General features: G+C 71.8%; 20 protein-coding genes and 1 pseudogene. 6 read left to right on the plus strand and 15 right to left on the minus strand.

Going from position 1 to position 22,465, the window contains the following annotated elements; translation table 11 throughout:
- Nucleotides 1–239: 239 nt before the first annotated feature.
- The 5 genes from ACIQOU_RS24360 to ACIQOU_RS24380 form a co-directional block, all read right to left on the minus strand.
- Nucleotides 240–1,544 carry an NtaA/DmoA family FMN-dependent monooxygenase gene (locus ACIQOU_RS24360; RefSeq protein WP_401538923.1) on the minus strand — a complete coding sequence of 435 codons (1,305 nt, stop codon included), beginning with the start codon at nucleotides 1,542–1,544 and terminating at the stop codon, nucleotides 240–242.
- Nucleotides 1,541–2,620 (minus strand): LLM class flavin-dependent oxidoreductase, encoded by a 1,080-nt coding sequence (locus ACIQOU_RS24365; protein WP_401538924.1) that lies wholly within the window; start codon nucleotides 2,618–2,620, stop codon nucleotides 1,541–1,543. The genes ACIQOU_RS24360 and ACIQOU_RS24365 overlap by 4 nt, the downstream gene beginning before the upstream one ends.
- A 36-nt stretch (nucleotides 2,621–2,656) precedes the next feature.
- Nucleotides 2,657–3,418 carry an amino acid ABC transporter ATP-binding protein gene (locus ACIQOU_RS24370; RefSeq protein WP_401538926.1) on the minus strand — a complete coding sequence of 254 codons (762 nt, stop codon included), beginning with the start codon at nucleotides 3,416–3,418 and terminating at the stop codon, nucleotides 2,657–2,659.
- Between the two features lie 64 nt (nucleotides 3,419–3,482).
- A complete protein-coding gene (locus ACIQOU_RS24375; RefSeq protein WP_401538928.1) occupies nucleotides 3,483–5,261 on the minus strand; it encodes an FAD/NAD(P)-binding protein in 1,779 nt (592 codons plus the stop codon).
- The gene (locus ACIQOU_RS24380) at nucleotides 5,258–6,106 is read right to left on the minus strand and encodes an amino acid ABC transporter permease (RefSeq protein ID WP_401538930.1); all 849 of its coding nucleotides are present in this window, start codon (nucleotides 6,104–6,106) and stop codon (nucleotides 5,258–5,260) included. The genes ACIQOU_RS24375 and ACIQOU_RS24380 overlap by 4 nt, the downstream gene beginning before the upstream one ends.
- Nucleotides 6,107–6,541: 435 nt before the next feature.
- Between ACIQOU_RS24380 and ACIQOU_RS24385 the strand changes: the two genes are divergently transcribed.
- On the plus strand, nucleotides 6,542–7,486 hold the full coding sequence (locus ACIQOU_RS24385; protein ID WP_401538932.1) for an ABC transporter substrate-binding protein: 945 nt from the start codon (nucleotides 6,542–6,544) through the stop codon (nucleotides 7,484–7,486).
- 81 nt (nucleotides 7,487–7,567) lie between these two features.
- Here the strand turns inward: ACIQOU_RS24385 and ACIQOU_RS24390 are convergent, their stop codons facing one another.
- From ACIQOU_RS24390 to ACIQOU_RS24405, 4 genes and pseudogenes are all read right to left on the minus strand, one after another.
- Nucleotides 7,568–8,164, minus strand: coding sequence for a GTP-binding protein (locus tag ACIQOU_RS24390; RefSeq protein WP_401538934.1), 597 nt, complete (start codon nucleotides 8,162–8,164; stop codon nucleotides 7,568–7,570).
- Complete coding sequence (locus ACIQOU_RS24395; protein WP_401538935.1) at nucleotides 8,148–8,471, minus strand: DUF742 domain-containing protein; 324 nt, start codon at nucleotides 8,469–8,471, stop codon at nucleotides 8,148–8,150. The genes ACIQOU_RS24390 and ACIQOU_RS24395 overlap by 17 nt, the downstream gene beginning before the upstream one ends.
- A 29-nt stretch (nucleotides 8,472–8,500) precedes the next feature.
- A pseudogene (locus tag ACIQOU_RS24400) lies at nucleotides 8,501–8,686 on the minus strand (roadblock/LC7 domain-containing protein); the annotation flags it as partial.
- A gap of 152 nt (nucleotides 8,687–8,838) precedes the next feature.
- Nucleotides 8,839–10,011 (minus strand): DUF5685 family protein, encoded by a 1,173-nt coding sequence (locus ACIQOU_RS24405; RefSeq protein WP_401538937.1) that lies wholly within the window; start codon nucleotides 10,009–10,011, stop codon nucleotides 8,839–8,841.
- 325 nt (nucleotides 10,012–10,336) lie between these two features.
- Between ACIQOU_RS24405 and ACIQOU_RS24410 the strand changes: the two genes are divergently transcribed.
- Nucleotides 10,337–10,777, plus strand: a complete 441-nt coding sequence (locus tag ACIQOU_RS24410) for a cell division protein SepF (protein WP_401538939.1) — start codon at nucleotides 10,337–10,339, stop codon at nucleotides 10,775–10,777.
- 37 nt (nucleotides 10,778–10,814) lie between these two features.
- Here the strand turns inward: ACIQOU_RS24410 and ACIQOU_RS24415 are convergent, their stop codons facing one another.
- Both ACIQOU_RS24415 and ACIQOU_RS24420 read right to left on the minus strand, forming a co-directional pair.
- On the minus strand, nucleotides 10,815–11,984 hold the full coding sequence (locus ACIQOU_RS24415) for an acyl-CoA dehydrogenase family protein (RefSeq protein ID WP_401538940.1): 1,170 nt from the start codon (nucleotides 11,982–11,984) through the stop codon (nucleotides 10,815–10,817).
- Between the two features lie 531 nt (nucleotides 11,985–12,515).
- Nucleotides 12,516–14,120: an MFS transporter gene (locus tag ACIQOU_RS24420; RefSeq protein WP_401538942.1), complete on the minus strand. Its 1,605-nt coding sequence runs from the start codon at nucleotides 14,118–14,120 to the stop codon at nucleotides 12,516–12,518.
- A 256-nt stretch (nucleotides 14,121–14,376) separates the two neighbouring features.
- Between ACIQOU_RS24420 and ACIQOU_RS24425 the strand changes: the two genes are divergently transcribed.
- Both ACIQOU_RS24425 and ACIQOU_RS24430 read left to right on the plus strand, forming a co-directional pair.
- A complete protein-coding gene (locus ACIQOU_RS24425) occupies nucleotides 14,377–15,657 on the plus strand; it encodes a hypothetical protein (RefSeq protein WP_401538944.1) in 1,281 nt (426 codons plus the stop codon).
- A gap of 238 nt (nucleotides 15,658–15,895) precedes the next feature.
- Nucleotides 15,896–16,930, plus strand: coding sequence for a phosphatase PAP2 family protein (locus ACIQOU_RS24430; protein ID WP_401538946.1), 1,035 nt, complete (start codon nucleotides 15,896–15,898; stop codon nucleotides 16,928–16,930).
- Nucleotides 16,931–17,051: 121 nt separating this feature from the next.
- On the opposite strand, the gene ACIQOU_RS24435 is transcribed toward ACIQOU_RS24430, so the two are convergent.
- The 3 genes from ACIQOU_RS24435 to ACIQOU_RS24445 all read right to left on the minus strand — a co-directional run bounded on the left by ACIQOU_RS24435 (nucleotide 17,052) and on the right by ACIQOU_RS24445 (nucleotide 19,000).
- Nucleotides 17,052–17,267, minus strand: coding sequence for an I78 family peptidase inhibitor (locus ACIQOU_RS24435; protein ID WP_401538948.1), 216 nt, complete (start codon nucleotides 17,265–17,267; stop codon nucleotides 17,052–17,054).
- 346 nt (nucleotides 17,268–17,613) lie between these two features.
- On the minus strand, nucleotides 17,614–18,213 hold the full coding sequence (locus ACIQOU_RS24440) for a transglycosylase family protein (protein ID WP_401538950.1): 600 nt from the start codon (nucleotides 18,211–18,213) through the stop codon (nucleotides 17,614–17,616).
- A 112-nt stretch (nucleotides 18,214–18,325) separates the two neighbouring features.
- A complete protein-coding gene (locus ACIQOU_RS24445) occupies nucleotides 18,326–19,000 on the minus strand; it encodes a transglycosylase family protein (RefSeq protein WP_401538952.1) in 675 nt (224 codons plus the stop codon).
- Nucleotides 19,001–19,583: 583 nt separating this feature from the next.
- Here ACIQOU_RS24445 and ACIQOU_RS24450 point away from each other — a divergent pair.
- Nucleotides 19,584–20,366 carry a hypothetical protein gene (locus tag ACIQOU_RS24450; RefSeq protein WP_401538953.1) on the plus strand — a complete coding sequence of 261 codons (783 nt, stop codon included), beginning with the start codon at nucleotides 19,584–19,586 and terminating at the stop codon, nucleotides 20,364–20,366.
- A gap of 82 nt (nucleotides 20,367–20,448) precedes the next feature.
- Entirely contained in the window at nucleotides 20,449–20,868 is a 420-nt protein-coding gene (locus tag ACIQOU_RS24455) for a hypothetical protein (RefSeq protein ID WP_401538955.1), read from the plus strand.
- A 98-nt stretch (nucleotides 20,869–20,966) separates the two neighbouring features.
- Here ACIQOU_RS24455 and der read toward each other — a convergent pair whose 3' ends face one another.
- Nucleotides 20,967–22,445, minus strand: coding sequence for a ribosome biogenesis GTPase Der (gene der / locus ACIQOU_RS24460; protein WP_401538956.1), 1,479 nt, complete (start codon nucleotides 22,443–22,445; stop codon nucleotides 20,967–20,969).
- Nucleotides 22,446–22,465: the final 20 nt, after the last annotated feature.

Below are 22,465 nucleotides of genomic sequence, written 5' to 3' on the forward strand. Positions count from 1 at the left end.
TCAGGCGATGGACGCCACCTTTCCGCCGAAGCCGAACCCGCGCTCCCGCCCGGCCCGCACCCCCGCCCCACTCACCCCCGCACGCCCCGCACCACGCCAAACGGCGTGCCCCACCCCGGCACCGCCCGGCGCGGATCGCCGTCCCCGACGCCGCCCCGGCACCGGGGATGGCCGAAAGTCGCCGTCTGAATAAATCCACCCGCCCCTGCGTACCGGTCCCCCTCCCGGCACACCCGCACTCACCGCTCCTCTCCCGGTGTGGGCAGGCCGAGGTGGGAGCGCAGGGTCGTGCCCCGGTACGCCGTGCGGAAGGCGCCGCGTTCCTGGAGGAGGGGGACCACGCGGTCGACGAAGTCGTCGAGGCCGTCCGGGGTGAGGTGCGGGACGAGGACGAAACCGTCGGCGGCCTCGTGGCGGACGTAGCTGTCGAGTTCCTCGGCGACGGACGCGGGGGTGCCGACGAAGGACGGTCGGCCGCCCGCCTCGATCACGGTCTCCCGGATGGACAGCCCCTTCTCACGGGACAGCGCCCGCCACTTCTCGGCGAGCGCGACGGTGTCCCCGCGCCGGGTCCGGCCCCGCGTGAGCGCGGGGCCCGGTACCGGGTCGATGTCGGGGAGGGGCCCGTCGGGGTCGTAGGAGGAGAGGTCGGCGCCCCAGATCTGCTCCAGGGCGAGGAGCGCGTTCTGCGGGGAGACCTGTCGGCGCCGGACGACGGCGGCCCGTTCGCGTGCGTCGGCCGCCGTGTCACCGAGGACGACGCCGACGCCGGGCATGATCTTGAGGTCGTCCGGGCCGCGCCCGTACCTCGCGAGCCGCCGCTTCACATCGGCGTAGAAGGCGCGCCCCTCCGCCAGGGTGCCGTGCCGGGTGAAGATCACGTCGGCGGAGGCGGCGGCGAACTCCCGTCCCTCGGCGGAGTCCCCGGCCTGGATCACCACCGGGTACCCCTGCGGTGAGCGCGGCACGGTGAACTCACCCGCGATGTCGAAGTGCCGCCCCCGGTGCGCGAACGGCCGCGCGATGCCCTCCGGCGTCCAGGAGTCCCACAACTCCCGTGCGGTGGCGAGGAATTCGGCGGCCCGCTGGTACCGGTCGGCGTGGTCGAGGTAGCCGCCGCGCCGGAAGTTCTCGCCGGTGAAGGCGTCGGAGGAGGTGACCACGTTCCAGGCCGCCCGGCCGCCGCTGAGATGGTCCAACGTGGCGAATCTGCGGGCGAGTTCGTACGGTTCGTTGAACGTCGCGTTGACGGTGGCGGCGAGCCCCAGCCGCTCGGTGACGCCGGACAGCGCGGACAGCACGGTGAGCGACTCGGGGCGTCCGACGACGTCGAGATCGTGGACGCGCCCCTTGTGCTCGCGCAGCCGGAGCCCCTCCGCGAGGAAGAGTAAGTCGAACAGCCCGCGTTCCGCGGTGCGCGCGAGATGCGCGAACGACGCGAACTCGATCTGCGACCGGGACCGCGGATCGGCCCACACGGTGGTGCTGTTGACGCCGGGGAAGTGCGCCGCCAGATGCAGGCGCCGACGCGGCCGAACGGTCATGAGGTGCCCCCGGTCGTGGCGTACCGGTTGGCGGGCCTGGCCAGGGCGAGATGCTCGCGCAGGGTGCTGCCGGGGTAGAACGTGCGGAACAGGCCCCGGTGTTGGAGCAGCGCGACCGTGCCGTTGACGAGGCGTTCCAGGTCCCGGCGTGGTTCGGACGGGGTGAGGTGGAAGCCGTCGACGACGCCGGCGGCGTGCCAGTGGGCGATCAGTTCGGCGAGGTCGACCGGGCCGCCCCGGTACAACGGGCCCTGCACGGTCGGCCGGGGTCCGCCGCCGCCGTGTCCGCGCTCGGCCGCGCACTCACCGCCACCGAGGTCGACGAGGAGGCTCGCGAGGACCCGGAGCGTGCCGGGGTCCCGGCCGAACTCCGCTGCCGTGGAGCGGAGTTGCTGGCGTACGGCGGCCGCCTGGGCCGGGCTGGTGGCCTGCACGAGGGCCACGTCGGCGTACCGGGCGGCGACGGTGCGGGCGGCGCCCTCGGTCGCGTCGACCACCCGCACGGGGTGGCCCTGCGGCGGGCGCGGCACGATGGAGGGGCCCTTCACGGCGAACGTGGTGCCGGTGTAGTCGACGTGGTGCAGCTTGTCCCGGTCGATGAAACGGCCGGTGGGGACATCCCGGATCTCCGCGCCGTCCTCCCAGCTGTCCCACAACCGGGCGGCCACGTCCGCGACTTCACCGGCCTCCTGCCACAACTCCTCGGCGGGCGCGGCGTGTCGGCGCCCGAACAGACGCGCCTCGCCCTCGGTGCCGGACACGTCGATCCGCCAGCCGGCCCGGCCCCGGCTGACCCAGTCGAGGGTCGCGACGGCGGCCTGTACGTGGAACGGCTCGGTGTGGGTGGTCGTGACGGTGGGCACCAGGCCGATCCGGGTGGTCGCGGGCGCCACCCGGGACAGGACGGCGAGCGCGTCGGGCCCGGGGCGGCCGAAGGAGTCGTTGAGCGTCACGAAGTCCAGTCCGCCGCGCTCGGCGAGCCGCACCGACTCCAGGTGACAGCTGCCGTCGTAGGACGCCTCGTGGTCGACGGCGGCGGCCAGATGCAGCAGCCCCCGGCCGTGCGTTGAGGTCATGGAAACCCTTCCGAAGAGACCTTCCGGGACGGGAGGTCAGAGAACCTTGGACAGGAAAGCCCGCGTCCGTTCCTGTGCCGGGGCGTCCAACACCCTTCCTGGCGGCCCCTGTTCGACGATCCTGCCGTCAGCCATGAACACCACGGTGTCAGCGACCTCGCGGGCGAATCCGATCTCGTGCGTGACGACGATCATCGTGGTGCCGGTGCGCGCCAAGTCCCGCATGACGTCGAGGACTTCACCGACCAGTTCGGGGTCGAGCGCGGAGGTCGGTTCGTCGAAGAGGAGCAGCTTCGGCTCCAGGGCGAGCGCGCGGGCGATGGCCACGCGCTGTTGCTGACCGCCGGAGAGCAGCTTCGGGTAGGCGTCGGCCTTGTCCGCGAGCCCCACCCGGTCGAGGAGGCGGCGGGCGGCGGCCTCGGCCTCCTTGCGGGGGCGTTTCAGCGCGTGGACGGGCGCCTCGACGACGTTCTCCAGGACGGTCAGATGCGGGAACAGATGGAAGTGCTGGAAGACGAAGCCGATCCGGGTGCGCTGTTTCAGCACCTCGCGCTCGGGGAGTTCGTGGAGTTTCCCGCCGGAGCGCCGGTAGCCGATCTGCGCGCCGTCCACGCTGATCGTGCCCCGGTCCACCTTCTCCAGGTGGTTGACCGTGCGCAGCAGCGTCGACTTGCCCGACCCGGACGGGCCGAGGACGACGGTGACCTCCCCGGCGCGCACCTGGAGGTCGATGCCCCGGAGCACGTCGAGCGCGCCGAAGCTCTTGTGGACGGACCTGATGTCGACCATGACGCTCATCGCGGGAGTCCTTGCGGTAGTCGAGTGGACGGGCGGGCGGCCCCGGCCGACCGGGGCAGGCGGCTCATGGCGCCTCACCCGCATCCAACTCCCGTTCCTCGTCGGCCTGTTCGCGCAGGAACTCCAGCGCGGCCCGTGCGGTCGCGTCGTTCTGCCGAAAGGCGGGGCCGCCGGTGCGGGGCCGGGTGAAGGCGCCGGGCGCCCGGGCGTCGGTGTGCGGGCCGAGGGCGAAACGGCGCGGATGCGGGCGTCCGTCGCGGTCCAGAATGCGGCCGTCGGCGGGGTCGACCCGCAGCAGCCCGTCCGGCGTCTCGGTGGCGCCGTCGGCGTGCAGGGCGCGCAGCAGGCTGTCCCGGGCGCGGCCGAGGGTCGGCTCGGGCAGCCGCGCCTCGGCCAGGGCACGGGCCTCGACGACGGCACCCGGCACGGTGGGACTCGACGCCCGGAACACCCCGTCCTCGGCGGTGACGACGGTGTCGGCGCCCAGGAACCTCACCACCCCGGCGCGGGACAGGGCCAGCAGTTGCCGCAGCCGGGGTCCGGGCGGGCCGGAGGCGAGGTAGCTGAAGAAGCCGTGCCACCAGGGCCCGATGCCGCCGAGCCGGATCAACTGCCCGTACACGGAGAGGAGTCCGAGGAAGACGGCCAGATCCTCGCTGTGCCCGGGATCATGACGTCGCGTCAAGTCCCGTTCCACGTAGGCCCGCAGCCCCTCCTGGAACTCCTCGTGGGACCCGTACCGCACGCCCTCCAGGGGCCGGTCCAGCGCGTCCAGGTCGAGGCGGTCGGCGGGGTCGGGCACGGCGGAGGCGATGAGCGCGGCCCGTTCCGAAGTGCCTTCGGCGGCCGCGTACTTGGCCTCGAAGACGTCCCAGGCCACGCTGGTGCGCTCCGGGTGGACGGCGAAGAGCCGGTGGTAGTGGGCGAACCCCAACTCCTTCTCCACCAGCGGCCAGATGTCGGCCCGGAACTCGAACCCGCCCTCCCGGGACAGCAGTTCGTCGACCTGCGCGGGTCCGAAGAACCTCGGCAGCGGCGGCCGTTCGCCCGTCCAGTCGTAGCCGATCTTCGAGTGGTACGGCACCCCGCGCCGCGACCCGACGTACAGCACCGGCTCCCGCCCGGACGGCACATAGGTGTCACCGTCGTAGCGCCCGCCCCGCCCCTCGGTGACCAGCGCCATCAGGTCGACGAAGGCCAGGCCGAACCCGCGGACCAGGACCGGTTCGCCCGCCCGGAGCGCGGACAGGTCGCTGTCGGCGGTGAAGTCGGGCGGCAGATGGACCAGCCCGTGCGTGCCGGCGTAGGCGGCCAACGCGGCCTGCTCCGCGTCGAGTTCGGCGTCGAGGTGCCCCATCGTGAGCACCACCAGGTCGGCCACCAGCGGGCGCGGCCGGTCCTGGAGCCACACCTGCTGACCTCCCTCGGGCGCCCCGGTCACCCGCACCGCGCGCCGGACATGGTGGTGGACGGTGATCCCGTCGGGCAGGGCGGCGACGGCCTGTTCGTGCACCCAGCTCAGGTAGTCGCCCTGCAACCGGCGGTCCGCGAAGAGCCGGCCCTCGACCCCGGCCCACTCGTGCAGCGTGGGCCCCTCCCGCACCGGGCCCGCCATGACCACCGTCTCGTCGGTGAACATGGTGACGTCCTCGGCATGGGAGTTCATCCACAGCAACGGCGACTGCGCCCGCCGCCAGATCCGCCCGGCGCCCGGCGGATGCGGGTCGACGAGGTGGATGTCGAGGCCCGAACCGGCGTACAGCTCAGGGGCGTTGGCGGCGATCCGCTCGATGAGACCGGTCCCCCGCGGACCGGCCCCGACGATCACCAGGCTGGGTTTCATCGGGTGCGCCCCGCTCCGCGCGCGTAGCGCTTCTCGACGTAGTGCTGGCCCACGCTCAGCACCGAGGTGACGACGGTGTACCAGAGGGTCGCCACCATCAGCAGCGGGATCACCTGGTAGGTGCGGTGGTAGATCAACTGGGCGGAGAACAACAGGTCGTTGACGGCGATGACACTGACGATGGAGGTGCCTTTGAGGGTGCCGATCAGCATGTTCCCGGCGGGCGGCACGATGGCGCGCATCGCCTGCGGGAGCACGATCCGCCGCCAGCGCCGCCACCGGCTCAGGCCGAGCGCCTCGGCGGCCTCGATCTGACCCCGGTCGACGGAGAGGATGCCGCCGCGCACCACTTCGGCGGCGTACGCGGCCTCGTGCAGGGTGAGTCCGACGATCGCCACGGTCACCGGACCGAGCAGATCCACGGTCCGTACCCCGAACAGCACCGGGTACAGCGCCCCGATGTTGAACCACAACAGCAGCTGCACCAGGATCGGGATCGACCTGAACAGCCACACGTATCCCCAACTCACCGCTCTCAGCACGGGGTTGGCGGAGAGTCGGCAGGCGGCGAGCAGGGTGCCCAGGGCGAAGCCGAGGACCATCACGACGGCGGTCAGCCACAGCGTGAGCCACAGTCCGCGCAGCACCGAGTCCGCGGTGAAGTAGGCGGCGACGACGTCCCATTGGAAGGCCTGGTTGCGCAGCACCGACTGGACGACGACGGCGAGCAGCCCGAGCACGACGGCCGCGGCGGCCCACTGCCCGTAGCGGCGCTGCGCAACGATCGGCAGGACATCGGCCGGTGCGGCGGTGGCGGGTTCTTGGGCGAGGGTGTCGGATGACATGCGAGGCTCCGTGGTGGGACCCCTGCTCGATCGACGCCGGGCGTGGGGGATGGCGAACACGGGTGGTGCCTTCACACGGACGCGCCTCGACGGCGCGCTACGGCCGAGCCCCTCAGCAGGGCCGTCCGTCGACTGTACGGCGCCGTTTCCCCCAACTGTCAAGGCTGTCCATGATGTGAACGGTACGTCTCAAGTCGTTGACGGAGATTCGGAGACCTGTTCCACTGGGCCCATGCATCCACAGCAGTGGCTGGTCACGCGCTCCCACATCGACTTCGGTCGCGTGTGGTCCTCTTCCTGTTGAGCCGACCCGCCGCGTGCCAGGTCCGCTGACCGGACCGGACGCTCTCAGCGCTTCGTCGCTCCGCCTTCACACGCGCTCCCCTCCCCTCGCGCCCCCTTTTTTCTCCTCCTCTCTTCCAGGAGACCGCACCCATGCGCACGCCTTCGCGCGCCCGGTTCCTCACCCCGTTCGCCCTGATCACCTCGGCGACCCTGCTGCTCACGGCCTGCGGCTCGGGCTCGGACACCGGCGGTGACACCGTCGGCAAGGCGGCCGGGGCCGACCAGATCCCCACCACGGACGTCGTCTCCGGCATCGCCGAGGACCCGGCGTCGGCGAAACTCCTGCCCGCCCGCACCACCTCCCTGACCCTCGCCCTCAGCGTCGGCGGCACCCCGCCCGGCACCACCTATCTCGCCGACGGCACCACGCTGACCGGCCAGGACGTCGATTTCGCGGACGCGGTGGCAAAGGTGCTCGGCATCCGCCTGAAGACCGAACAGGCCAGCTTCGAAGCGATCCTGCCCGCCCTCGACAGCGGCAAGTACGACGTCGGCGCCAGCAACTTCGGCGTGACCGACGAACGGCGCAAGACCATCGACTTCGTCACTTACATCAACGACGGCCAGGGCTTCGCCACCCGCGACGACAGCAAGCTCGGCAAGGTGACCGACCTCAAGCAGCTGTGCGGTCTGAACGTCGCGACCGGCGCCGGCACCACCTTCGAAGCGACGCTGGAGGAGAACAAGCACCTGTGCACGGACGCCGGGAAGAAGGCGTACCAGGTGCAGACGTACAGCGAGCAGGGCGCGATCTGGTCCTCGCTCCAGCAGGGCCGCAGCGACATCGTGATGTCCACGATCAACGGCCTGCGCTACGCGGTCTCCCAGCAGAGCGGCGTGAAGTTCCTCAACGAATTCCACCGTCTCGATGTCGGCTTCGCCTTCAAGAAGCACAGCGACCTGGCCCCGGCGTTCCGGTCGGCGGTCAACAAGCTGATCGCGGACGGCAGTTACGCGAAGATCCTCAAGAAGTGGGGAACGACGGCGTCGGCGATCCCCACGTCCCAGATCTCCCCACCGGAGTTGAAGGGCTGACACCTCAACCCCGCACGCGGACCAGGGGCGTGGACCCGGCTGCACGGACCCACGCCCCTCACCCTCACGGCGCTCCCGGCGTCAACGCACCAGCGCCGCCTTCCTCCTGGAGTCGGTCCGCACCCCGACGACCCGGTCCATCAGCGCGCCGAGCACATCGCGTACGGACCCCCGGTCCCGCGCGTCGCACTCCAGGACCGGCACCACGTCCCCGAGCCCCAGCGCCTCCCGTACCTCCTCGGGGTCGAAGCGGTCGGCGCCGTCGAATCGGTTCACGGCGAGGACGAACGGCTGCCCCTGCGCCTCGAAGTAGTCGACGGCCGGGAAACACTCCTCGATCCGCCGGGTGTCCACGAGGACGACCGTACCGAGCGCCCCCTCCACCAGGTCGTCCCAGAGGAACGAGAACCGGTCCTGTCCGGGCGTCCCGAACAGGTACAGCGCGATGGTCGGGTCGAGGGTGATCCGCCCGAAGTCGAGCGCGACCGTCGTCGTGGTCTTCGACTCGACACCCTCCAACGAGTCGACGCCGATGGACACTTGGGTCATCGCCGCCTCGGTGTCGAGGGGTTCGATCTCCGAAATGGCCCCGATGAACGTGGTCTTGCCGACCCCGAGGCCGCCGCTCACCACGATCTTCACGGCGAGCGGAACGATCCTGTCAGAGCGCCCGGACATGGTCCCTGATCCTTTCCAGCATCGGGAGCGGCAGCTCCGCGGGGTGCCGGCACATGAGCCGGCCGGCCACGACGAGATCGGAGATCAGCACCTTGGCGACCCCGAGCGGCACCCCGACCTTGAACGCCACCTCGGCGACCGTGGTCGGCTGCGCGCACACCGCGACGATGTGCCGGCGCTCGAACTCCAGCGTCTCGTCCGGTCCTTGAACGGCGACGACGAGCGTCTCCAGGCGCAGGTCCGCCCGCGTCGGCTCGGCGCGACCGCCGGTGATGATGAACGGCCGCACGAACGTCGCGTCCTCCACGGGGGGTACGTCCCCGGACCCGCCACCGTTCACCGGGGCAACGCCTGCCGCAGATCGGCGATGAGCGCCGGGTTCAACAGATCGCCCGCGCGTTCGGCGAGCACGGCCATCTCGTAGCCGACGAGGCCGAGTTCACCACTGCTGTCGGCGAGGACGCCGAGACAGCTGCCGTCACGCACCGCGGAGACCAGCAGGAAACCGCGCCCCATCTCGACGTGCCGCCCGGCCACGCCACATCCCGTATACGGCGCGACCGATTCGGCACGGCCGATACGGCACGGCCGACGGGACAACCGGGGCGGCCGACCGACGGGACAGCCGGGGCGGCCGGGGCGGCCGGCCGACGGGACAGCGGGGGGGCGGCGGCTCAACAGCCGCAGTCGCACCCGCAATCACAGTCACAGCAATCGCACCCGTCGCAGCAGCCCCCGCAGTCCGGGCAGCAGTCGCCGCAGTCGCCGCAGCCGTCGCACTGCTCGCACAGCCCGTCCCGGCGCTTACGGCTCCACGGGTCCTCGAACTGGCCGCAGCACATCTGGCAGGTGCAGGCGAGCCCCACCCACACCGCGCACCCCGCGAGCAGCCCGCGCGGATCACGGCGCGGAGACCCCGGGGGCAGCGGGGCACCGGGACCACCGGGCGGCGCCTGCGGAAACGACGCCGATGGCGCGGCGTCGTGCGCGCAGCCGGTGCGGAAGGCGCGGTCGACGGAGGCGGCGAGTTCCTGCACGAGGAGCCGGTGGGCGAGGGCGCCGTCGGTGAACTCGGCCTCGCGCAGGACGAGTCGGATGCCGTGCAGGGCGTCGTCGGCGAGCCTGCGGGCCTCGGTGAGGGGCGTCCCGGTGGCCGTGAGCGGGTTCCAGGCGCCCGACGCGGCGTCGGCGTCCCGGTCCTCCACGGCGTCCAGGAGGTGCGCGAGCCGCCCGAAGAGCCGCCCCGCCTCGGACAGGGGCGGCGCGTTGCCGGGCCGCCCGGCGAGATGGGCGGTGTGCGCGAAGGCGGCCGCGGTGGCCGTCTCCGTCGGCTCGGTGACCGTCAGGATCGGCGTGCCGGGCCCGGCGAGGCCCTCGATGCCGAGTTGCCGTTCCACGGAGTCGACGAGCACCGCCGTGTCGAAGCCGACGTCGGCGCCGGTCCTGGCACCGGCGCCGCCCCAGCGGGCGGCCACCCGGCGGGCGGCGAGGGCGACCGGCGCGCGGCCCAGCAGCCCGTCCCCGTCGGCGAGATGGTCGCGCACCTTGGCCGAGGCGAGGACCAGCGAGACGGCGGCGGCGAGCCGGGCGCCCTCGCCCCGCGCGACGGACGCGGTGCGCATCCCGCGCAACGGGCACGGCCCGGCCGTTCGGCGCTCCGCCGCCGCCCGCTCGGCCTGAGCCTCCGTCAGGACCGAGAGCAGCAGCCCGTCATAGTTCGTCACCACGCGCGCGAACTGGCCGTGGTCGGTGCGCAGCGCGAGGCAGAGTCCGCACAGATGCGCCATCCACTGGGCGTTGAGACGCTCACCGAGCCGGTGCCGACACGGCCTCACCATTCCGAACATGCGCGTTTCCCCCCGGACATACAGGACATTCAGACGGTCTGATCAGGCGCTGAACGGTCGCAAAGTAACAAGCACGGTATCTCCCGTTACGTTCACCCGTACGACGCATCCGTCACCCGTACGCCGTGAAGAATCATATTTCACTCACAGTCAGCAGTGGTGTACGACGGGACCCTTGGGGCATCCGGCCTCTCGACGTATTCGCTGTGCACCAGTACCGTCACAAACCCCCCGCACGGCGTCTAACCACTTGGCACGCCGTCCGCATCATGGATGACCATAGGGATGCGGAAGACAAGACAGACCGCTGTGAGAGGAGGCGTCCATGGGATCGGTACGCAAGGCAAGTGCCTGGCTTGGCCTCGTCGACGACAACGACGACGAGCGTTACTACGACGACGACTACTCCGATGGGACCGAGCAGCCCAGGGAGGCCTGGGTCACCGACCCTCGGGTCAAGGTGGCCGAGGACCTGGCCGAGCAGAAGGACCGCCGGATCGGCACGGTCACCCCGGACAGCTTCCGGGACGCCCGCGCCATCGGCGAGCTGTTCCGCGAGGGTGTCCCGGTCATCATGAACCTGACCGCGATGGACGCGACCGACGCCAAGCGCGTGGTCGACTTCGCGGCCGGGCTCATCTTCGGGCTGCGCGGTTCCATCGACCGGGTGTCCAACCGCGTCTTCCTGCTCACGCCCGCCGACACGGAGATCGTCAGCGGCGAGCCGGCGGCGCACCGGTCGGACGGGTTCTTCAACCAGAGCTGAGGCAGGGCCGCTCACCGGCCCTGCCCCGCGCAGGGTTTCACCGGAAGGCGTCAAGTCCGGTGAGCGCCTTGCCCAGCACGAGCTGGTGCATCTCGACGGTCCCCTCGTACGTCAGCACCGACTCCAGATTGGTCGCGTGCCGCATGACGGGGTATTCGAGGGAGATCCCGTTGGCCCCGAGGATCGTCCGCGCCGTACGGCAGATCTCGATCGCCTCGCGGACGTTGTTGAGTTTGCCGAAGCTGACCTGCTCGGGACGCAGGCGGCCGGCGTCCATGCGGCGCCCCAGGTGGTGGGCGAGCAGGATTCCCTTGTGCAGTTCGACCGCCATGTCGGCGAGTTTGGCCTGGGTGAGCTGGAAGCCCCCGATGGGCCGACCGAACTGCTCCCGCGTCTTCGCGTAGTCGAGGGCGGTCTCGAAGCAGCTGCGTGCGGCGCCCATCGCGCCCCAGACGATGCCGTAGCGGGCGTGCGACAGACAACTGAGCGGCCCCCGCAGCCCCGTGACCTCCGGCAGCACGGCGTCACCGGGCAACCGCACGTCGTCGAGCACGAGTTCACTGGTGACGGAAGCGCGCAACGACCACTTGTGCTTGATCTCCGGCGCCGCGAACCCCGGCGTCTCCGTGGGCACCACGAACCCCCGAATCCCGCCCTCGGTCTGCGCCCACACCACGGCGACGGCGGCCACGGAGCCGTTGGTGATCCACATCTTGCGCCCGTTGAGCACCCAGTCGGCGCCGTCGCGCCGGGCGTACGTGCGCATCCCCGCGGGGTCGGAGCCGTGGTCGGGTTCGGTGAGCCCGAAGCATCCGATGGCCTCACCGGTGGCCATCCGGGGCAGCCAGTGCTGCTTCTGCTCCTCGCTCCCGAACCGGTGGATCGCGTACATGGCGAGGGACCCCTGCACCGACACGAGCGACCGAATCCCGGAGTCGGCGGCCTCCAACTCCAGGCAGGCAAGACCGTATTGAACGGCGCTGGCGCCCGCGCAGCCGTAGCCGCTGAGCGACATCCCGAGCGCCCCGAGGCTCCCCAACTCCCGGGCCAGTTCCCGAATCCCGGGCAACTCCCCGGCCTCGTACCACTCCCCCACATACGGCACGACCCGCTCCCGCGCCCACCCCCGCACGACCCCCCGAACATCCAGATCCTCGACGCCGAGCAGCTCATCGATCCCGAGCGGATCAGCCGAATCAAACCCCATCAAAACCCTCCAAACCAAGCACCGCCAGCCCCCTCCACCCCAGAAGCTACGACCCCCCACACCCCCCGTCCACCAACAAACAAGGCAAGCCCCTCACCCACAGCCACAAACGACGCACAAACGCGACAAGAACGCACCCACACCCGCCAACGAACCCCCACCCCCACGAGCGACGCAAGCCTCCCGGCCCACAGTCACAGACGGCGCGCAGGCACGACAAGAACGAACCCGCACCCGCCAACGAACGCCCGCCCCCACGAGCGACCCCGGCCTCCCAGCCAACAGTCACGGGCGGCGCGTGGGCGGGGCAAGGACGGCCCCACGGCGCCGCACCCGCCAACGAACCCCCACCCCCACGGGCGACCCCGGCCTCCCAGCCGACAGTCACGGGCGGCGCGTGGGCGGGCAAAAGACGGACCCACGGCGCCGCACCCGCCGACGAACCCCCGCCCCCACGGGCGACCCGAGCCCCCCGGCCGACGGCCATGGGCGGTGCGTGGGTGGGCAAAGGGCGGGACGCCGGGGCCGGCGTCAGACCGAGACCCGCGCCTCCGCGGACTCCCGAGGCGCAGGCACCCCCACACCCCCACCCACCTCACACTGCATCACCCGCGGCAACCGCAACGCCATCACCGCCCCGAGCACCAACAACCCCGCACTGACGAACAACGTCACATGCAGCCCGTGCACGAACGCGTCCCGCGCCGCAACGCGCAGGGCGACTCCCGCAGGCCCCCCGAGCCGCCCGGCGACGTCGTAGGCCTCCCCGAGCGAATGCCCCGCAGCGGCGGACGCGGACGCCGGCACCCCGCGCACGGACGCGAGCCCGGGCGCGTACGCGGCGTTCATGACGCTGCCGAGCAGCGCGATGCCCATCCCGGCGCCGAGCTGGTACGACGTCTCGCCGATCGCCGCCGCCCCACCCGCCTGCTCCGGCGGAGCCTCACTGAGCATCGACTCGTACGCCCCGAACAACGTCATCTCCAGGCCGAAGCCGAGCAGCACGAACCCGAGGAGCAGCAGCCCCGGGTTGTCGACGGCGCCCATCGCGGTGAGCAGCAGCACGGAGACGGCGGTGAGGCAGAACCCGACGCACACCATCCGGCGCGGCCCGAACCGCCGCAGCATCCGCGCCCCGGCGAGCCCCGAGGCCATCGCGGCGAACGTCAGCGGCAGCAGCCGCAGCCCGGTCTGCAACGGGGACAGGCCGAGGACGAGTTGCAGGTACTGGGCGGCGATCAGTTCGAGGCCGACCAGCGCGAGCATGGCCAGCACGATGCAGCCGACGGAGGTGCTGAACGCGGGACGGGAGAACATCCGCAGGTCCACCAGGGGATGCGCGCGTCGCCGTTGCCGACGTACGAAGAGGACGAGCAGCGCCGCGCCCACGACCAGGGGCGCCACGGTGAGGACGTTCACGACCGGCTCCCCGCCCCCGAGCCGCTTCACGCCGAAGACCATGCCGAACAGGCCACCGGCGGCCATCAGCGCGCCGACCACGTCCCAGGGGCCGTCGGCACTGCCGCGCGACTCGGGCAGCACCAGCCGTCCCACGGGGAGGCTGATCAGCATCAGCGGGATGTTGACGAGGAAGACCGAGCCCCACCAGAAGTGTTCGAGGAGGAACCCGCCGAGCAGCGGTCCCGCGGCGGCGCCGACGGCGGCCACGGCGCTCCACAGGCCGATGGCGACGGCCCGTTCGCGCCGGTCGGGGAAGACCTGGCGGAGGATGGAGAGCGTGGCCGGCATGATCATGGCGCCGCCGACGCCGAGCAGCGCCCGGGCCAGGATCAGCACCTGGGGGTCCTGGGCGAGGGCGGCGATCCCGGAGGCGACCCCGAACAGGGTGTAGCCGAGGAGCAGGATGCGGCGGCGGCCGACCCGGTCGCCGAGCGTGCCGAAGAGGATCAGCAGCGAGGCGCAGACCAGCGGATAGACGTCGACGATCCAGAGCAGTTCGATCGCGCCGGGTCTGAGGTCCTCGGTGACGGCGGGCACGGCGACGTGCAGCACGGTCGCGTCGACCGCGACCAGCAGCAGGCTCACGCACAGGACGACGAGAACGACCCAGCGGTTGGCACCGGCCCCGGCCGCCCGACGGCGCAGCGCTGCGGCAGCCGTGGTCGTCCCGGACATGTCGTACCTCCCAGATGTTCCTCGCCTTCGGCGGGTTCACGGGGTGGGGACTCCCCGTGACTCGGCCGGGGAGGAGCGGTGGTCCCCGGCCCGCGCACCGTTGGCGAGTGACACGCAGCGTACGCGAGTTCGCGCGTCGGCCACGTGGCGGACCTCTCAGAGCCCCCGCCCAGCCGTGTGGTGTACGCCACTCTCCACCGGTCCCGTCACGCAGCGTCCGGAGGGCGGGTACCGTGCGCCGTCGATAATCGGTGCCGTGATCGAACGTGAACCGCGTGCCGCGCCGCCGGGCGCCCTGCGCCGCGCCGCCCCCGCCCTCCTCGGGTACCTGGCCGTCCGCGCGCTGGGGCTGCTGGCGCTGATGGGGTGGAGCGGGGCGCGCGGCACGAGCGCGTACACGTTGTTGACGGCCCGCTGGGACGCCCTGTGGTACAGCCGGGTGGCCGGGAACGGGTACGGCTACGAGGTGCGGCTCCCGAACGGCGATGTCCACTCCGACCTGGCGTTCTTCCCGCTGCTTCCGTGGCTGGAGCGGGGGTTGGCGGCGGTGACGCCCCTGTCGTACGCGGACGCCGGTCTCGTCGTCGCGCTGCTGTCCTCGTTGGTCGCGGCCTGGGGGATCTTCGCGGTCGCGGACCATGTGTACGGGCGCCGGGCGGGTGGGTGCGCGGTGCTGGTGTGGGCGCTGCTGCCGGTCGGGATCGTGCAGTCGATGGCGTACAGCGAGTCCCTGTTCACCGCGCTCGCCGCGTGGTCGCTGTACGCGGTCCTGACCGGCCGTTGGGTGAGCGCGGGCCTGCTGGCGCTGCTCGCGGGCCTGACCCGGCCGGTCGGCCTCGCCCTGGTCGCCGCGATCTGGGCGGCCGCCCTCACCTCGTTCCTCCACGAGCCCTCGTCGTCCCAAGGCGCCCCCTCTCCTGCCCGGGCTCCCTCCTCCCCGTCGGGTACCTCTTTCGGGGTACCCCGGAGCGCGGCCATCTCGCCCAGCGCGCGCCCCTCATCGCACGCCCTCTCGCGCGCGCCCCACTCCGGCGCATCCCGCACCCGACGCGCCCTCGGCATGCTGTTCGCGCCCCTGGGGGCCGCCGGTTACGTGCTGTGGGTCGGCTTCCACACCGGCCTGGGCCCCCTGGGCTACCTGGACGTCCAGGCGGGCTGGCGCAACGGGTTCGACGGCGGCTGGGCCTTCGCCCGTTTCATCGCCGGGAAGTTGACGTCGTTCCCGGCGGTGTTCGCGGGGCTCGCCCTGATCGTCGGTGTGGTCCTGCTGCTGTGGCTGTACGTCACCTGCGTCCGGCAACGGCAGCCGCTCGCGCTGCTGGTGTACGCGGGTGTCGTCACCGCGCTGGCGTTGTGCGCGTCGAGCTACTTCGGCTCGAAGCCCCGGCTGCTGCTGCCCGCGTTCCCGCTGCTGTTCCCGCTCGCCCTGGCGCTGGCCCGGCTGCGGACCCGCCCGGCGGCGCTGGTGGTGGGCGCCGTCGCGGTGGCGTCGGCGGCGTACGGGGCGTTCTGGCTGAACGGCTCGGGGCCGCCCTGAGCGTCCGGGTACTCCCGGTGAGCGTCCGCAGAAGTGCGGGCCAGGATTCGGTGAACGAATTCATAATCCGGATAAAATTTCCCCCCGGAATGATCAAAGGAAATGCAGGAGAGGATCGTTCAGGATTGCGGATTCTCGGGAAATAAACGCCCGCCTGAGAGGAATCCCACATCACATCGTCATCACAAAGACGCTGATTCGCCCGGGAACACAGCTCACTCGCTGTAACGTCGATTGGGTGCGTACCGAACGAAACCTCACCCGTCTGGACCGGGTGTTCGCCAGGCTGGACCGTGAGCCGGAACGGCCGGCGCACATCGACGTGCCCAGAATGAGCAGACACCGGGTCGCACTGTTCGCCGGAACACTCGCCTTCTATCTGGCGATCGTGTGGGCCGTGGTGATCACTTCCTGGCTGGTCCGTCTCGACTGGCAGGTCATGTTCTTCCGGCCGTACCAGCAGTGGGCGGGCATCCACTGGTTCGTCGACTACTACGTGGTCCTCGGCCAGCGCGGCCCCACCGCGGTGATGGTCGCGGCCTGGCTCGGCTGGCGTTCCTGGCGGCAGCACACGCTGCGTCCGCTGCTCACGCTCGGTGCCTCGCTGCTGCTGCTCAACAGCACGGTGGGCGCGGCGAAGCTCGGCATGGGCCGCCTGGGACCGCACTACGCGACGACCATCGGGGCCAACGAGATGGGTCTCGGCGGCGATATATTTCCCAGCGGTCACACCGCCAACGCCGTGGTGACCTGGGGAATCCTGGCCTACCTCGCCTCCACGCCGAGAGCGCGGCGCTGGCTGTCCGCCCTCTCCGCGGTGACCTCGCTGGGCGTGGGCATGGCCACCGTCTACCTCGGTACGCACTGGCTGAGCGATGTGCTTCTCGGGTGGGCCGCCGGGCTGTTGATCCTGCTGGCGCTGCCCTGGTGCGAGCCGTTGATCGCCCGCGCGGAGGTCGCCCTCTTCGATCTGCGCGACCGCTGGCGGGCCCGTCGCGGCGCCCTCGCCCCGGTGCCGGCCGCTCCGGTCGGCGCCCCCGTGATGATCAAGCCGCGGACCGTCACCGCCCAGGACGAGGCGGCCGCCCGCGAGACGGTCTCCGGCACCGGCCGGGCCGCCCGCACCCCCGCCTACCACCTGGCCCCGGTGCCGCACACCACGCGCGGCGAGCGCACCCCGGTCACCCCGATCGGCAGCCGTCGGCCGCCGCACGCCGACCGTATCCCGCGCTCGGCGCCGACCTCCACCGCCCGCCCCCTGACGGGCAACTGACCGGCGCACGACCGAGCTGCGGGGCCGGTACGCACCCCCTGTCCGCGCAGCCGAAGGCCCCGGTCCCCACCACGGGACCGGGGCCTTCGTCATGCCGTACCGGCTGTCGGTGCCGGCCCGTTCAGCCCTTCCAGGCCCGGGTCACCCGGCCGTGCTCGACCTCGAAGTTCAGCCGGCCCACGCGGTACTCCATGGTGATGATCGTCCCCGGCGGCAGGGAGCGCACCGTGGTCCAGCCGCGCTCCCGCGCGCGGTGCTCGGCGTCGGCCGTGCCGAGGCCGACATAGCCGTCCGGACTGTCCTGGGGCTCCGGCTGCGGAGTGGGTATCGGTGCCATACCGCCACGCTAGGCCCCCCGGCGCGAGCGGGAAAGCCGGGACGGTCGCCGAGGGCCGCGCGCACCTCTCCGGTCACGCTTCTGTCACAGGATCACGACACGCGTTTCGGTCGAACTCCCTCACACGATCGAGCGGTTCAAGCCGACTTCCGCGCGCCATTCCGGGCCGCTCCCATGTAATTCACAGGCGCTGTGCGGGACCCATGAATATCGCTCCGCCACCCCTCACGCCCCCGGCCGGAATACGCCCCGAGAACAGCCCTGGAGGGTCCCGGAAAACCCCTTTCCCAGCCGATTTCGCACGGGCGCCCGAAAACTGACAGCCCGTAAGAAATACCCGCCTCCCTCACCGCGTCCCCGTGGGCCGGGCCGAGGCGGGCGGGCCGAAGACGACACGCTCGGGGACCGGCGGCAGAGCGCGTCCCGAGCCCTTCGGGATGACCAGCAGGGTGCCGACGTTCAGCAGCTCCGGACGGCTGCCGACCATGTCCTTGTTGACCTCGTACAGCCCCTGCCAGCCGCCCCGGACGCCGTACTTGCGCGCGATCGACGCGAGGGTGTCACCGGGCTTCACCGTGTACACGCGGCCCGCGAGGCCGTACCGCTTGGAACACTCCGGCCAGGCCTCCCAGCCCTGCACGGCGAGCACCTCCTGCCCGACGGCGATCTGCTGGGCGCGGGTGGCGAGGTCGGCGCGCGCGGCATACCCGAGGCCGCCGAACTCCTTCCAGGTGGGCTGCCAGAATTGCAGGCCGCCGTAGAAGCCGTTGCCGGTGTTGGCGTCCCAGCGGCCGCCGCTCTCGCAGTCGGCGACGCAGCCCCAGGGCCACTCGTCGCCCGCGCACGGGTAGGGCACGCGCGCGGGGGGCCGGGGCGCGGCCTCGGCGGTGCCGGGCAGGAACACGGCGAGCAGGGCGGCGGCGAGGGCGATCGGGATGCGGGGCATCGGGCCACGCTAGGCAGCGCGGGCGGCGGGGTGGTCGTGGCGCGTCCGGGACGGCCGCGGGCCCCACCCGGTCGGAGGACCGGGCGGGGCCCGTACCGGGGCCCGCCGCGCGTCAGAGGTTGAGCTGCTGCCCGGGGACGATCAGGTCGGGGTCGCCGCCGATGACGGCCTTGTTGGCCGCGTAGAGCCGCTGCCAGCTGGTGCCGTGCAGGTCGGCGATGGTGCTCAGGGTGTCGCCCCGGCGCACGGTGTAGTCGCCGTCGGCGCCGCGCGAGGCGCTGCGGGACGCGCTGTCGGAGGAGCGGTTCTGCTGCTTCGACGAGGTCGACTCCGTCGTGGACCTCGGGGCCGAGGTCCTCGGGGTCTGCTTCGGCGCCGACCCGGTGCGCGGCGCGGAGGCCGCGGGGGCGTTGCCCGAGGCTCCGGCGCGGGCCGAGCAGACCGGCCAGGCGCCCCAGCCCTGCGCGGCCTGGACCTTGGTGGCGACGGCTATCTGCTGCTCCCTGGTGGCCCCGTCGGCGGTGGCCGCGTAGGCCGAACCGCCGTAGGCGCGCCAGGTACTGGCGGAGAACTGGAGTCCGCCGTAGTAGCTGTTGCCGGTGTTGATGTGCCAGTTGCCGCCGCTCTCGCACTGGGCGATGCGGTCCCACACTCCGCCGTCCGCCGCGGCGGCGTTGCCGCTCGCGGCCAGCAGTCCGAGGGGGGCGAGCAGGGCTGCCCCGGCGAGGACCGCCGTCGTACGCGTCTTACGGACGTTGTCGCGGGTGTTGTCGGCACATGCGGACATGTAATTCCCTCTCCGAACGCACGGGGTCCCCCAAGGTGGTGCGGGCTCGCGGCACTTGGGCCGGTCGCCGCGCTCCACCCCGTCCGCCGACGGTGGTGCGTGGTGCTGGTCGTGCTGGTCGTGCTGGGTGCTGTCGGCTCGCCGGTCCTGCTGGCGTGCCGGGGGTGTCGGCGGACGTTCCCGAGCGGTGCTCTGTGCACTCGGCGGAGGAATCTAGGGAGCGGGGGGAGTCCACGACAACCAACGGGCCGTCAGCCCAGGCCAGTTCGGGGTTACCGACGGTATCGGCCATTTTCGGACACCCACTTCATCGCGGGATATCCCGATATTGCGACCAGTAGGCGGAGCTGACTGTGACTCACCTCACGGCTCCAACTCCCTTGCATCTCCCTCACCTTGACGGTGAGTAAGGCATTCCGGACCGATCGTGACCGTGCGCGCCGCTCGGACGGATTAGGTCCGCCCTGGGGCGTGACCACCGCCACAACTCACCCGTTGTCTTCTTCATGAGCCCGGGACCACCCGGTTCACGGGCCGGGAGCCACCCGGCCCCGCCCCGCACCACTTCCCGAGGGAGCCACCCGTGCCGCGCATGCTCGACGTCAGCGACGAGGTACGTGCCGAGATCGGCGACGAAGAGGCCGACCGGCTGCTCGCCGGAGAGAACGCCCCCGGCAGCTACGACTGCACGTCCTGCCGCACCCCGGGCGACTCCGAGCAGGAGCGCACCAGCACCGTCCTGTTCATCGGCGACGAGACCGCCGTGCTCGCCTTCGCCCACGCCACCTGTCTGCCCTCACAGATCGTCCAGGTCACCGAGGACCAATTGCGCGGAGCCGTCCGTTCCATCTCCGGGGACTCCGTCGACCTGGACCCCGCGAAGGTCGTCCCGGAGCAGGCCGTGCTCGGCGTGACCAGCGGACTCGTCCTGATCGCCGGGGATCTGCACCCGGCGCTCGTGGTCGAGCCGACCGCGCCGATCGTGCGCCCCGGCTCGGACGGCGCCAGCGACGAGTTCCTGACCCTCCTCGTCGAGCAGGGCTTCGCGCCGCTCTCCTCGATCGACGCCGCGCCCGGCGTGCTGCACGGCTGGTCGGTCCTGCTGGCCGTGGGCCAGCTGCACGCCATCCTCCAGCCGAACCACAACGGCGGCCAGCCGGTGGCCTGGTGGCAGGCGCACCAGCCGCTCCAGGTCACCGAGGCCTGGCGGGCCGCAGCCAACAAGCACCAGCAGGTCCTGATGTTCGCGGCGCCGGTCGGCTCGATCGGCCGCCAGCCCCGTGAGGACCTGCTGCGCGACGCCCTCGACAAGGCCGCGGCCAACGGCCGGCTGGTCGCCGCCGCCATGCCGCTCGCGGGCGTCTGAGCACCCGTTTCGCACTCCCACCCGCCCCTGAAGAGGTGCCGCGCGGCCGCATCCCTTCAGGGGCGGTGTCGTTTGGACATACGTGCACTCCTACGACGTTCCGCTCCGCCAGGCCTATCAGCCGGTCCCGCCCATGTATCCGCTGCGCCCCGCCGCGGAGCTGCCCCCGGCCCGGTCGGTCCATGAATTCACCGGCGGCTCATCGGCCACGCCGATCTTCGACGCGCTCTACGCCGAGTACGTCAAGTCCTTCCGCACGCTGCCGGGCGACCGCAGCGGTGAGGAGAACCTCGGCTTCACCGCCTTCGGGAACATCCCGCACAGCTCGGACGGGTACCCCGAGCACCGGCCGGGGTCGTTCAGCAGCTCCTACAGCGCCTACAGCGCGGGTGCGTACAGCGCCCGGCAGCAGTCGCAGTGGCAGCGGGTGGGGCATATCGGGCCGCAGGGCACCGGGACCCACCATGTCCCGGCCGCGCTGCCGCCCGGGCGCGGCATCTGAGACACGCGGCCCGCGCACACGCCGAAGGGCGGCCCCGGTTCTCTCCGACCGGGGCCGCCCTTCTCGCCGTTCAGCTGCCGCTTGTGCCGCTGCTCGGGTTACTTCTTCTTGGCGCCGCGCTTCTCGCGCACCCGGACCGAGATGTGGATCGGGGTGCCCTCGAAGCCGAACTCCTCGCGCAGCCGGCGTTCGATGAAGCGGCGGTAGCCCGCCTCGATGAACCCGGAGGCGAACAGCACGAACCGCGGGGGCTTGGTGCCGGCCTGGGTGCCGAAGAGGATGCGGGGCTGCTTGCCGCCGCGGATCGGGTGCGGGTGGGCGGCGACCAGCTCGCCGAGGAAGGCGTTCAGTCTGCCGGTCGGGACCCGGGTCTCCCAGCCCGCGAGGGCGGCCTCGACGGCCGGGACCAGCTTCTCCATGTGCCGTCCGGTGCGCGCCGAGACGTTGACCCGGGGCGCCCAGGCGACCTGGGCGAACTCGGTCTCGATCTCCCGCTCCAGGTAGTAGCGGCGCTCCTCGTCGAGGTTGTCCCACTTGTTGTAGGCGATGACCAGGGCGCGGCCCGCCTCGACGGCCATGGTGACGATCCGCTGGTCCTGCACCGAGATCGACTCGGTGGCGTCGATCAGGATGACCGCCACCTCGGCCTTCTCGACGGCGGCCGCGGTGCGCAGCGAGGCGTAGTAGTCGGCGCCCTGCTGGAGGTGGACGCGCTTGCGGATGCCCGCCGTGTCGACGAACTTCCAGGTGACGCCGCCGAGTTCGATCAGCTCGTCGACCGGGTCACGGGTGGTGCCGGCGATTTCGTTGACGACGACGCGCTCCTCGCCCGCGACCTTGTTCAGGAGCGAGGACTTGCCGACGTTCGGGCGGCCGATCAGCGCGATCCGGCGCGGGCCGCCGACGGCGGTGCCGAAGGACTGCTCCGGCGCCTCCGGCAGCGCCAGCAGCACGGCGTCCAGCATGTCGCCGGTGCCCCGGCCGTGCAGGGCGGAGACGGGGTGCGGTTCGCCGAGGCCGAGGGCCCACAGGTAGGAGGCGTCGGACTCGCCGCTCTGGCCGTCGACCTTGTTCGCGGCGAGCACGACCGGCTTGCCGGCCTTGCGCAGCAGCCGCACGACGGCCTCGTCGGTGTCGGTCGCGCCGACCTTGGCGTCCACCACGAAGACGACGGCGTCGGCCGCCTCGATGGCGTACTCGGCCTGCGCGGCCACGGAGGCGTCGATGCCGAGGACGTCCTGCTCCCAGCCGCCGGTGTCGACGACCTTGAAGCGGCGGCCCGCCCACTCGGCCTCGTAGGTGACGCGGTCGCGGGTGACGCCGGGCTTGTCCTCGACGACGGCCTCGCGGCGGCCGATGATCCGGTTCACCAGGGTCGACTTGCCGACATTCGGCCGGCCGACGACCGCGAGCACCGGCAGCGGGCCGTGTCCGGCCGCGTCGATCGCGCCCTCGACGTCGTCGACGTCGAAGCCCTCTTCCGCGGCAAGCTCCATGAACTCCGCGAACTCGGCATCGCCGAGCGCCCCGTGCTCGTGCTCCTCGCCCGAGCCGTCGGAGTGGATGTGGTCGTTCATGAAGTCCGTACCTCGTTCAT

Origin of the sequence: Streptomyces sp. NPDC091279 (genome assembly GCF_044757465.1) — a bacterium.
In the GTDB taxonomy this organism is placed as follows: domain Bacteria; phylum Actinomycetota; class Actinomycetes; order Streptomycetales; family Streptomycetaceae; genus Streptomyces.

Coding starts and splice junctions, on each gene's coding strand:
- ACIQOU_RS24380 (WP_401538930.1), bottom strand. CDS start 6,106: ATGTCATCCGACACCCTCGCCCAAGAACCCGCCACCGCCGCACCGGCC.
- ACIQOU_RS24420 (WP_401538942.1), bottom strand. CDS start 14,120: ATGTCCGGGACGACCACGGCTGCCGCAGCGCTGCGCCGTCGGGCGGCC.
- ACIQOU_RS24390 (WP_401538934.1), bottom strand. CDS start 8,164: ATGTCCGGGCGCTCTGACAGGATCGTTCCGCTCGCCGTGAAGATCGTG.
- ACIQOU_RS24365 (WP_401538924.1), bottom strand. CDS start 2,620: ATGACCTCAACGCACGGCCGGGGGCTGCTGCATCTGGCCGCCGCCGTC.
- ACIQOU_RS24370 (WP_401538926.1), bottom strand. CDS start 3,418: ATGAGCGTCATGGTCGACATCAGGTCCGTCCACAAGAGCTTCGGCGCG.
- der (WP_401538956.1), bottom strand. CDS start 22,445: ATGAACGACCACATCCACTCCGACGGCTCGGGCGAGGAGCACGAGCAC.
- ACIQOU_RS24405 (WP_401538937.1), bottom strand. CDS start 10,011: ATGTTCGGAATGGTGAGGCCGTGTCGGCACCGGCTCGGTGAGCGTCTC.
- ACIQOU_RS24415 (WP_401538940.1), bottom strand. CDS start 11,984: ATGGGGTTTGATTCGGCTGATCCGCTCGGGATCGATGAGCTGCTCGGC.
- ACIQOU_RS24385 (WP_401538932.1), top strand. CDS start 6,542: ATGCGCACGCCTTCGCGCGCCCGGTTCCTCACCCCGTTCGCCCTGATC.
- ACIQOU_RS24435 (WP_401538948.1), bottom strand. CDS start 17,267: ATGGCACCGATACCCACTCCGCAGCCGGAGCCCCAGGACAGTCCGGAC.
- ACIQOU_RS24360 (WP_401538923.1), bottom strand. CDS start 1,544: ATGACCGTTCGGCCGCGTCGGCGCCTGCATCTGGCGGCGCACTTCCCC.
- ACIQOU_RS24375 (WP_401538928.1), bottom strand. CDS start 5,261: ATGAAACCCAGCCTGGTGATCGTCGGGGCCGGTCCGCGGGGGACCGGT.
- ACIQOU_RS24440 (WP_401538950.1), bottom strand. CDS start 18,213: ATGCCCCGCATCCCGATCGCCCTCGCCGCCGCCCTGCTCGCCGTGTTC.
- ACIQOU_RS24445 (WP_401538952.1), bottom strand. CDS start 19,000: ATGTCCGCATGTGCCGACAACACCCGCGACAACGTCCGTAAGACGCGT.
- ACIQOU_RS24410 (WP_401538939.1), top strand. CDS start 10,337: ATGGGATCGGTACGCAAGGCAAGTGCCTGGCTTGGCCTCGTCGACGAC.